A 9,785-nucleotide genomic window follows, 5' to 3' on the forward strand; every position below is an offset into this window, starting at 1 on the left:
TCGGCCTCGCCGCGACCCAGGTCAACGTGCACAAACGTATCGTCGTGATGGACCTTTCCGAAGACCGAACCGAGCCTCGAGTATTCATCAACCCCGAGCTCGAACCGCTAACCGAAGACATGGGCCAGTATCAGGAAGGCTGTCTGTCGGTGCCGGGCTTCTACGAAAACGTCGATCGCCCGCAACGGGTCAAGGTCAAGGCGCTGGACCGCGACGGTCAGCCTTACGAACTGATCGCCGAAGATTTGCTCGCTGTGTGCATCCAGCATGAATGCGACCACCTCAACGGCAAATTGTTCGTCGACTACCTGTCCACGCTCAAACGCGACCGCATCAAGAAGAAGCTGGAAAAGCTCCATCGCCAGAACGCCTGATGCCCCTCTTCAAAGGCTTGCTGCGGCAAGCCTTTTTCTTTTCAAGCTGCTTTGTAATCGAGAGCTTTCATGACTGAGCCACTGCGCATTGTCTTTGCCGGCACCCCGGAATTCGCCGCCGAACACCTCAAGGCCCTGCTGATCAGCCCTTACGAGATCGTTGCGGTCTACACCCAGCCGGATCGCCCGGCAGGCCGTGGGCAAAAAATGATGCCAAGCCCGGTCAAGCAGTTGGCACTGGAAAACCACATCCCCGTGTTGCAACCGCCAACCCTGCGCAACGAAGAGGCCCAGGCTGAACTGGCCGCGTTGAAGCCAGACCTGATGGTGGTGGTCGCCTACGGCCTGATCCTGCCGCAAGTGGTGCTGGATATTCCGCGCCTGGGCTGCATCAACAGCCATGCCTCGCTGTTGCCGCGCTGGCGCGGTGCAGCGCCGATCCAGCGTGCCGTCGAAGCCGGTGATGCCGAAAGCGGCGTGACCGTGATGCGCATGGAAGCCGGGCTCGATACCGGGCCGATGCTGCTCAAGGTCAGCACGCCGATCAGTGCCGAAGACACCGGTGGCAGCCTCCACGATCGTCTGGCCGAAATGGGTCCACCGGCCGTGGTCCAGGCGATTGCCGGCCTTGCCGCCGGTACCCTGGAAGGCGAAGTGCAGGACGATAGCCTCGCCACTTATGCACACAAATTGAACAAAGACGAAGCGCGCATCGACTGGGCTCGCCCGGCGATTGAACTGGAACGCCTGGTCCGCGCCTTCAACCCTTGGCCGATCACCCACAGCACCTTGAATGGCGAAGCCTTGAAAGTGCTGGCCGCGCACCTGGCCGAAGGCAAGGGCACGCCGGGGGAGATTCTTGGCGCCAGCAAGGACGGCCTGGTCGTCGCTTGTGGTGAGCAGGCCCTGTGCCTGACGCGCCTGCAATTGCCCGGTGGCAAGGCACTGAATTTCAGCGACTTGTTCAACAGCCGTCGGGAGAAATTCGCCATTGGCACAATTCTCGGTCAAGCGGCGGACGCTCAATGAATCCGCGTCTGGCCGCCGCCAAGGCACTTGCCGCTGTCCTGAACGGAAAAGCATCGCTCAACAGCTCGCTACCCACGCAACTGGACAAGGTCGAGGACCGTGATCGCGGCTTCACTCAGGATCTGGCCTTTGGCACCGCGCGCTGGCAACCGCGCTTGTCGGCACTGGCGGCCAAGCTGTTGCAGAAACCGTTCAAGGCTGCCGACGCCGATGTTGAAGCTCTGCTGCTGGTTGGCCTCTATCAACTGCTCTACACCCGCGTCCCGGCCCACGCCGCCATTGGCGAAACCGTTGGCTGCGCCGACAAGCTGAAAAAACCCTGGGCCAAGGCCTTGCTCAACGCCGTGCTGCGCAATGCCCAGCGCGAAAGCGAAACGATTTTTGCCGAGCTGGAACGTGACCCGGTGGTGCGCACCGCTCACCCGCGCTGGCTGCAAAAATCCCTGAAGGCCTTCTGGCCGGAACAATGGGAAGCCATCTGCGCGGCGAACAATGCGCATCCGCCAATGATTCTGCGGGTCAATCGTCGCCATCACAGCCGCGACGCGTATCTCGGCTTGCTGACCAACGCGGGTATCGCCGCCGCCCCGTGTGTCTACAGCCGTGATGGCATCGTGCTCGAAGCGGCCACGGACGTGCGCAGCCTGCCGGGTTTCGCCGAAGGCTGGATCAGCGTGCAGGATGAAGCCGCGCAACTGGCCGCCGACCTGCTGGATCTGGCGCCGGGCCAACGGGTACTCGACGCCTGCTGTGCTCCGGGTGGCAAGACTTGCCACATTCTTGAAGCCGAGCCAAAGCTGGCCGGCGTCGTAGCGGTCGACCTTGAAGCCAAGCGGCTGGTGCGCGTGCGTGAAAACCTCGAACGCCTGAAACTCAGCGCCGAACTGATTGCCGCCGATGGCCGTGATACCCAGGCGTGGTGGGACGGCAAGCCGTTCCAGCGCATCCTGCTCGATGCCCCCTGCTCGGCCACGGGAGTGATTCGTCGTCACCCGGACATCAAGTTGACCCGTCAACCCGACGACATCGCCGCACTCGCGGTGCTGCAAGGCGAGCTGCTGGACGCGATGTGGATAACCTTGGAAGTGGGCGGCATTCTGCTCTACGCCACGTGCTCGACATTGCCGACCGAGAACACCGAAGTCATCGAAGCCTTCCTCGCTCGCACCCCGGGCGCCCGTGAGCTGGACCTGGCCACCACGGCCGGCATCAAGCAGCCCCACGGTCGCCAATTGCTGGCGCAAGAGGGCGGACACGACGGTTTCTACTACGCCAAGCTGATCAAGATCGCCGCCGCACGCGGTTAACCGGTTTAAGGGAGTGACTGGATGAAAATCATCATCCTCGGCGCAGGGCAGGTCGGCGGTTCGCTGGCGGAACACTTGGCCAGCGAGGCCAACGACATCACGGTGGTCGATACCGACGGTGAGCGCCTGCGCGACCTCGGCGACCGGCTGGACATCCGCACCGTCCAGGGCCGCGGCTCATTCCCGACCGTGCTGCGTCAGGCCGGGGCCGATGATGCGGACATGCTGGTCGCCGTGACCAACAGCGATGAAACGAACATGGTCGCCTGCCAGGTCGCCCACACGCTGTTCCACACCCCGACCAAGATCGCCCGGGTGCGCGAGGCTGCCTACCTGACCCGCGAAGAGCAGCTGTTCCAGAATGAAGCGATTCCGGTGGATGTGCTGATCAGCCCGGAACAAGTGGTCACCAACTACATCAAGCGCCTGATCCAGCACCCCGGAGCCCTGCAGGTGATCGACTTCGCCGAAGGCAAGGCGCAACTGGTGGCCGTGCGCGCTTACTACGGTGGGCCGCTGGTGGGCCAGCAATTGCGGCAGTTGCGTGAGCACATGCCGAACGTCGAAACCCGCGTGGCCGCGATTTTCCGCCGCGACCGGCCGATCCTGCCCCAGGGCGACACCGTGATCGAGGCCGACGACGAGGTGTTTTTCATCGCCGCCAAGGCGAACATTCGCGCCGTGATGAGCGAAATGCGCCGTCTCGACGAGACCTACAAACGCATCGTCATCGCCGGTGGCGGCCAGATCGGCGAGCGCTTGGCCGAAGCCATCGAAAGCCGCTATCAAGTGAAGATCATCGAGATGAACCCGGCACGTTGCCGTCATCTCTCGGACCACCTCGACAGTACTGTGGTCTTGCAAGGTAGCGCCTCGGACCGCGACCTGCTGATGGAAGAAAACATCGCCGACGCCGATCTGTTCCTGGCGCTGACCAACGACGACGAGGCCAACATCATGTCGTCGCTGCTGGCCAAGCGTCTGGGCGCCAAGAAGGTGATGACCATCATCAACAACCCGGCCTACGTCGACCTGATCCAGGGCGGTGACATCGACATCGCCATCAGCCCGCAACTGGCGACCATCGGCACCTTGCTGGCCCACGTGCGCCGGGGCGATATCGTCAGTGTGCACTCACTGCGCCGCGGTGCGGCCGAGGCCATCGAAGCCATCGCCCATGGCGATGCAAAATCGAGCAAGGTGATCGGCAAGGCCATCGAGAACATCGGGCTGCCACCGGGTACAACGATCGGCGCGATCATCCGCGACGAAGAAGTGATCATTGCCCACGACGATACCGTGATCAAAACCGGTGACCATGTAATCCTGTTCCTTGTGGATAAAAAGCATATTCGCGATGTGGAAAAGCTGTTCCATGTAGGGTTGAGTTTCTTCTGACCCTGCTTTTTTGTGGCGAGGGAGCTTGCTCCCGCTCGGCTGCGCAGCAGTCGCAAAACCTCTGATCGCGATTTATCAGACATAGCCAGGTAGCTCTTTAGCGACCGCTTCGCGCTCGAGCGGGAGCAAGCTCCCTCGCCACAGAGATTTCTACTCTCAAAGGAAAAGTGTCCATGATCGAATCCCTGGAAAAAATGCTCGCCAAGGGTGTGGATAACTCTTTACTGCGCTTCGGCTTGGGCAAGGGTTATCTGGATCTGGGGGAGAACGCCAAGGCGGCGGAGCATTTTCAACGCTGCGTCGATTTCGACCCGAAGTATTCGGCGGCGTGGAAGCTGCTGGGCAAGGCGCATCTGGCACTTGGGGATCACGCGGCTGCGCGTCAGGCTTGGGAGAAGGGCGTGGAAGCCGCTCGCAACCATGGCGACAAGCAGGCCGAGAAGGAAATGACTGTGTTTATGAAAAAACTGGACCGAGCCGATCAGAGATAGCGCAAGCCAATCCCTTCGACATCCACCTGCACCACTTCCATGCGCACTCGCGGCGCGCCTGTGGGCAAGTCCTGCACCTGGCCGTAGACCACCGCACCTTTAGGCAAGGCCGCCAGTGCCGGGTGCTTGACGTAGACACCCGTGTGCGAAAGATTGCGCGTCTGGCCCAGGCATTCGCCGAAGCTTTCGTGGGTGATCTTGATGCGAAATGATTTGCGCTGCTCGGACATCTTTTTGCGCCCTTGAAAATCGATTGTGGATAATCCAGACCTGTAGGAGCGAGGCTTGCCCGCGAAGAGGACTTCGCCTTCAATATCGTTTGTCGGCTGACAGTCGCCTTCGCGGGCAAGCCTCGCTCCTACAGGTTATCCACAGAGTGTGCCAACTGCGTCAGTACCAGCGCGCTTCACCGGGTGGGCGCTTCTTGAAGCGCTTCATGCTCCACATGTACTGGCTCGGATAAGCCCGCACATAGCGCTCGACGACCTGGCTCATGGCCGCACAGGACTCTGCGGTGTCGGTGCTGTACATGGCCTCTGGCGCAGCTTCGAGGATCACTTTGTAACCCGAACCATCCGGCAGCCGCAGCGCATGCAGGAAAACGCCGACCGCTTTGCCGCCTGCGAGCATGTTCGGTACAAACTTGCTGGTCAGCGCCTGGGTGGCGAAGAACGGCACGAAGATCCCGGCGGATTCGGCCGGTTCCGGGTCAGCCGGAATGCCCACCGCACCACCTTTGCGCACTTCCTTGATGACGCTGAGGATGCCTTCCTTGGTCGAAGCGGCAACCTTGTTGCCCAATTGCACCCGCTGCTTTTGCAGCAATTCGTCCACCGCCTTCAATTTTGGCGGCCGATAGAAAATGATCGGCTTGCACTGGCTGCAATAGAAGTGGTTGAGCACTTCCCAGTTACCCAGATGGCTGGTGATGCCAACCACACCCTTGCCCGACGCCAATGCGTCCTTCAAAACATCCAGCCCTTCTACCTCGCGCACCAGATCGATCGAGCGCTGGGCCGGCCAGATCCAGGCGCAGGCGCTTTCAGTCAGGGATTTGCCGATGTCTTTCAGGCTTTGGCCGACCAGCCGCTCACGTTCGGCGGGGTCCATGTCCGGAAAGCACTTGGCGAGGTTGATCCGTACGACATCGCGGGAGCGGTTCGGGGTTTTCCACATGACCCAGCCGATCGCCGAGCCCACGGCCTGCACGGCCCGCCACGGGAGCAGGGCAAACAGCCGCAGAGCGCCTACCAGCAAGGCGCCTTTAAACTTATCCACAGGTCACTCCTGATTTTGTGCTGTGCGCGAGGCGGTCATTCTAACCGCCGTTCGCCAGCATCGCGTAGCGATCGCAATCCTTGGTGTGATCCATGACCATGCCGCTGGCCTGCATCAAGGCGTAGCAAATGGTCGGCCCGACAAAGGTGAAACCGGCTTTTTTCAGGCCTTTGCTCATTTCCACGGCGGTCGGCGTCACGGCGGGGACTTCACTGCGATCCCTGAAATGGTTGATCACGGGCTTGCCTCCGACAAAGGACCAGAGAAACTCCACCGGGTCCTCCAGCGCCAGCCAGGCCTGGGCGTTGCGCCGGGCCGCATTGAGTTTGAGGCGATTGCGAATGATCCCCGGATCGAGCATCAATTCATCGATTTCCGCGTCGCTCATCTGCGCCACGCGCTGCACGTCAAAACCGAACATCACCTGTCGGTAATGCTCGCGTTTGCGCAGCACGGTGATCCAGGAAAGGCCGGCCTGGAACCCTTCGAGCAAAAGCAACTCGAACAAACCCTGCGCATCGCGTAGCGGCGTGCCCCACTCCTGATCGTGATAAGCCATGTACAGCGGATCTTCGGAACACCAAAAGCAGCGTGGCATAAGGCTCCAGGGGGCGTGCGCAGCAATGAATCGGGTATACTCCCGCTCTTTAAATCGCAGCCCAAGAAACAGGTGAATTTCGTGAGCCAGCCTACGCCAGCCGTGCGTACCTTCCAAGACTTGATCCTCGCCCTCCAGCAATACTGGGCCGAGCAAGGTTGTGTGGTACTTCAGCCCTACGATATGGAAGTAGGCGCCGGCACTTTCCACACCGCAACATTCCTGCGCGCCATTGGCCCGGAAACCTGGAACGCCGCCTACGTACAGCCAAGCCGTCGCCCGACTGACGGCCGCTACGGCGAAAACCCGAACCGTCTGCAGCACTACTACCAGTTCCAGGTGGTCCTGAAGCCGAACCCGGACAACTTCCAGGAACTGTACCTGGGCTCCCTCAAGCACGTCGGCCTGGACCCGCTGGTCCACGACATCCGTTTCGTTGAAGACAACTGGGAATCGCCGACCCTCGGCGCCTGGGGTCTGGGCTGGGAAGTCTGGCTCAACGGCATGGAAGTGACCCAGTTCACTTACTTCCAGCAAGCGGGCGGCATCGAATGCTACCCGGTGACCGGCGAGATCACCTACGGTCTCGAGCGTCTGGCCATGTACCTGCAAGGCGTGGACTCGGTCTACGACCTGGTCTGGGCTGACGGTCCGTTCGGCAAGGTGACCTACGGCGACGTGTTCCACCAGAACGAAGTGGAACAGTCGACCTACAACTTCGAACACGCCAACGTCGAGAAGCTGTTCGAGCTGTTCGATTTCTACGAAAGCGAAGCCAAGCGCCTGATCGAGCTCGACCAGCCGCTGCCGTTGCCGAGCTACGAAATGGTGTTGAAGGCTTCCCATACCTTCAACCTGCTGGATGCGCGCCGGGCCATCTCGGTGACCGCGCGTCAGCAATACATTCTGCGTGTGCGCACCCTGGCGCGTTCCGTTGCGCAAGCCTACCTGCTGGCTCGCGCCAAGCTGGGCTTCCCGATGGCGACCCCGGACCTGCGTGACGAAGTACTGGCCAAGCTGGAGGCTGCACAATGAGTGCTCTGGATTTTCTGGTTGAACTGGGCACCGAAGAACTGCCACCCAAGGCCCTGAACACCTTGGCCGAGGCGTTCCTCGCCGGTATCGACAAGGGCTTGCAAGCTGCCGGCCTGAACTACGAGACCAAAACCGTTTACGCCGCGCCACGTCGCCTGGCGGTGCTGATCACCTCGCTGGCCACCCAGCAGCCGGATCGCAGCATCAACCTCGATGGCCCGCCACGTCAGGCCGCATTCGATGCCGAAGGCAACCCGACCCAGGCAGCACTGGGTTTTGCCAAGAAGTGTGGCGTCGACCTGAGCGAAATCGATCAGAGCGGCCCGAAACTGCGTTACAGCCAAAGCATCGCCGGCAAGCCGACCGCGAGCCTGCTGCCGACCATCGTCGAAGATTCCCTGAACGACCTGCCGATCCCGAAACGCATGCGTTGGGGCGCGCGCAAGGAAGAATTCGTTCGTCCGACCCAATGGCTGGTGATGCTGCTCGGTGACCAGGTCATCGATTGCACCATCCTCGCCCAGAAGGCCGGTCGCGACTCTCGCGGTCACCGCTTCCATCACCCGCAAAGCGTGCGCATCGGTTCGCCGTCCAGCTACCTGGCCGACCTGCGTGCCGCTTATGTGCTGGCCGACGCCAACGAGCGCCGCGAGATCATCAGCAAGCGCACCGAAGAGCTGGCCACCCGCCAGGAAGGCACGGCAATCGTTCCGCCGGCCCTGCTCGATGAAGTGACCGCGCTGGTCGAATGGCCGGTGCCGCTGGTGTGCTCGTTCGAAGAGCGCTTCCTCGATGTGCCGCAAGAAGCGCTGATCACCACCATGCAGGACAACCAGAAGTACTTCTGCCTGCTGGATGCCGACGGCAAGTTGCTGCCTCGTTTCATTACCGTGGCCAACATCGAAAGCAAGGATCCGCAGCAGATCATCGCCGGTAACGAGAAAGTGGTTCGCCCACGCCTGACCGACGCCGAGTTCTTCTTCAAGCAAGACAAGAAGCAGAAACTCGAAGACTTCAACCTGCGCCTGCAGAACGTGGTGTTCCAGGAAAAACTCGGCAGCGTCTACGACAAGGCCGAACGTGTTTCCAAACTCGCCGCTTACATCGCAGCTCGCATTGGCGGCAACGCCTCCTGGGCTGCCCGTGCAGGCCTGCTGTCGAAGTGTGACCTTGCTACCGAAATGGTCGGCGAGTTCCCGGAGATGCAAGGTGTCGCCGGTTACTACTACGCCCTCAACGACGGCGAGCCGCAAGACGTCGCACTGGCGCTGAACGAGCAATACATGCCGCGCGGTGCCGGCGCTGAATTGCCGAGCACACTGACCGGTGCGGCCGTGGCGATTGCCGACAAGCTCGACACGCTGGTGGGCATTTTCGGTATCGGCATGCTGCCAACAGGCAGCAAAGACCCGTACGCACTGCGCCGTGCTGCGCTGGGCGTGCTGCGTATCCTGATCGAGAAAAAACTCGATCTGGACCTGAACGACGCCGTGGCTTTCGCCGTGACCGCGTTCGGTGCCAAGGTCAAGGCTGCCGGTCTGAACGATTCGGTGCTGGAGTTCATCTTCGATCGCCTGCGTGCACGTTACGAAGACGAAGGCGTCGATGTCGCAACCTATCTGTCGGTACGTGCCCTGAAGCCGGGTTCGGCCCTGGACTTCGATCAGCGTGTGCAAGCCGTGCAAGCCTTCCGTCAATTGCCGGAAGCCGCGGCCCTGGCGGCGGTGAACAAGCGTGTGTCGAACTTGCTGAGCAAGGTCGAAGGCTCCGTTCCTACCGTGGTGGAAGCCAAGTACTTCGACAACGCCAACGAGTTCTCCCTGTACTCGGCGATCCAGCAGGCAGACCAGGCTGTCCAGCCGATGGCTGCGGCCCGTCAGTACAGCGAATCGTTGGCACGTCTGGCGGCGTTGCGTGAGCCGGTGGATGCGTTCTTCGAAGCCGTGATGGTCAACGCTGACGACGCCAACGTGCGCGCCAACCGTTACGCATTGCTGGCGCGCCTGCGCGGCTTGTTCCTCGGCGTTGCCGATATTTCGCTGCTGGGCTGAGGGGCTGCTGTTGAAACTGCTGATTCTCGATCGCGACGGAGTGATCAATTACGACTCCGACGCTTACATCAAGTCGGTGCAGGAGTGGATTCCACTTCCCGGTTCGATCGAAGCCATTGCGCAGTTGAGCAAGGCCGGCTGGACGGTAGCGGTTGCTACCAACCAGTCCGGCATCGCTCGCGGCTATTACGACATCGCCACCCTGGATGCCATGCACGAGCGCT

11 protein-coding genes are annotated in these 9,785 nt (G+C 61.2%); 8 read left to right on the forward strand and 3 right to left on the reverse strand.

Going from position 1 to position 9,785, the window contains the following annotated elements; all coding sequences use genetic code 11:
• The 5 genes from def to D8U69_RS04955 form a co-directional block, all read left to right on the forward strand.
• Positions 1–374 (forward strand): peptide deformylase (gene def / locus D8U69_RS04935; RefSeq protein ID WP_130906817.1); only part of this gene is annotated, 374 nt, incomplete at its 5' end.
• Between the two features lie 69 nt (positions 375–443).
• Positions 444–1,403 carry a methionyl-tRNA formyltransferase gene (fmt, locus tag D8U69_RS04940; RefSeq protein ID WP_130906818.1) on the forward strand — a complete coding sequence of 320 codons (960 nt, stop codon included), beginning with the start codon at positions 444–446 and terminating at the stop codon, positions 1,401–1,403.
• Positions 1,400–2,710 (forward strand): 16S rRNA (cytosine(967)-C(5))-methyltransferase RsmB, encoded by a 1,311-nt coding sequence (gene rsmB, locus D8U69_RS04945; RefSeq protein ID WP_130906819.1) that lies wholly within the window; start codon positions 1,400–1,402, stop codon positions 2,708–2,710. The genes fmt and rsmB overlap by 4 nt, the downstream gene beginning before the upstream one ends.
• Positions 2,711–2,731: 21 nt before the next feature.
• Complete coding sequence (gene trkA, locus D8U69_RS04950; protein ID WP_056854247.1) at positions 2,732–4,108, forward strand: Trk system potassium transporter TrkA; 1,377 nt, start codon at positions 2,732–2,734, stop codon at positions 4,106–4,108.
• 173 nt (positions 4,109–4,281) lie between these two features.
• Entirely contained in the window at positions 4,282–4,599 is a 318-nt protein-coding gene (locus D8U69_RS04955) for a tetratricopeptide repeat protein (RefSeq protein ID WP_056854248.1), read from the forward strand.
• Here the strand turns inward: D8U69_RS04955 and D8U69_RS04960 are convergent.
• From D8U69_RS04960 to tag, 3 genes are all read right to left on the reverse strand, one after another.
• The gene (locus tag D8U69_RS04960) at positions 4,590–4,829 is read right to left on the reverse strand and encodes a PilZ domain-containing protein (RefSeq protein ID WP_056854249.1); all 240 of its coding nucleotides are present in this window, start codon (positions 4,827–4,829) and stop codon (positions 4,590–4,592) included. The genes D8U69_RS04955 and D8U69_RS04960 overlap by 10 nt on opposite strands.
• 160 nt (positions 4,830–4,989) lie before the next feature.
• Entirely contained in the window at positions 4,990–5,877 is an 888-nt protein-coding gene (locus D8U69_RS04965) for a lysophospholipid acyltransferase (RefSeq protein WP_056854250.1), read from the reverse strand.
• Between the two features lie 40 nt (positions 5,878–5,917).
• Positions 5,918–6,475, reverse strand: coding sequence for a DNA-3-methyladenine glycosylase I (gene tag, locus D8U69_RS04970; protein ID WP_056854251.1), 558 nt, complete (start codon positions 6,473–6,475; stop codon positions 5,918–5,920).
• An 81-nt stretch (positions 6,476–6,556) separates the two neighbouring features.
• Between tag and glyQ the strand changes: the two genes are divergently transcribed.
• The 3 genes from glyQ to D8U69_RS04985 all read left to right on the forward strand — a co-directional run.
• The gene (glyQ, locus tag D8U69_RS04975) at positions 6,557–7,510 is read left to right on the forward strand and encodes a glycine--tRNA ligase subunit alpha (RefSeq protein ID WP_003213601.1); all 954 of its coding nucleotides are present in this window, start codon (positions 6,557–6,559) and stop codon (positions 7,508–7,510) included.
• Complete coding sequence (gene glyS, locus D8U69_RS04980; protein WP_056854252.1) at positions 7,507–9,561, forward strand: glycine--tRNA ligase subunit beta; 2,055 nt, start codon at positions 7,507–7,509, stop codon at positions 9,559–9,561. The genes glyQ and glyS overlap by 4 nt, the downstream gene beginning before the upstream one ends.
• Before the next feature lie 4 nt (positions 9,562–9,565).
• The coding region (locus D8U69_RS04985) for an HAD-IIIA family hydrolase (RefSeq protein ID WP_177434547.1) at positions 9,566–9,785 on the forward strand (220 nt) is incomplete at its 3' end.

Origin of the sequence: Pseudomonas sp. Sample_16 (assembly GCF_004307665.1) — a bacterium.
Taxonomy (GTDB): domain Bacteria; phylum Pseudomonadota; class Gammaproteobacteria; order Pseudomonadales; family Pseudomonadaceae; genus Aquipseudomonas.

Excerpts from the sequence above, each read along its gene's own strand:
- fmt (WP_130906818.1), top strand. The coding sequence starts at position 444 with ATGACTGAGCCACTGCGCATTGTCTTTGCCGGCACCCCGGAATTCGCC.
- rsmB (WP_130906819.1), top strand. The coding sequence starts at position 1,400 with ATGAATCCGCGTCTGGCCGCCGCCAAGGCACTTGCCGCTGTCCTGAAC.
- trkA (WP_056854247.1), top strand. The coding sequence starts at position 2,732 with ATGAAAATCATCATCCTCGGCGCAGGGCAGGTCGGCGGTTCGCTGGCG.
- D8U69_RS04955 (WP_056854248.1), top strand. The coding sequence starts at position 4,282 with ATGATCGAATCCCTGGAAAAAATGCTCGCCAAGGGTGTGGATAACTCT.
- D8U69_RS04960 (WP_056854249.1), bottom strand. The coding sequence starts at position 4,829 with ATGTCCGAGCAGCGCAAATCATTTCGCATCAAGATCACCCACGAAAGC.
- tag (WP_056854251.1), bottom strand. The coding sequence starts at position 6,475 with ATGCCACGCTGCTTTTGGTGTTCCGAAGATCCGCTGTACATGGCTTAT.
- glyS (WP_056854252.1), top strand. The coding sequence starts at position 7,507 with ATGAGTGCTCTGGATTTTCTGGTTGAACTGGGCACCGAAGAACTGCCA.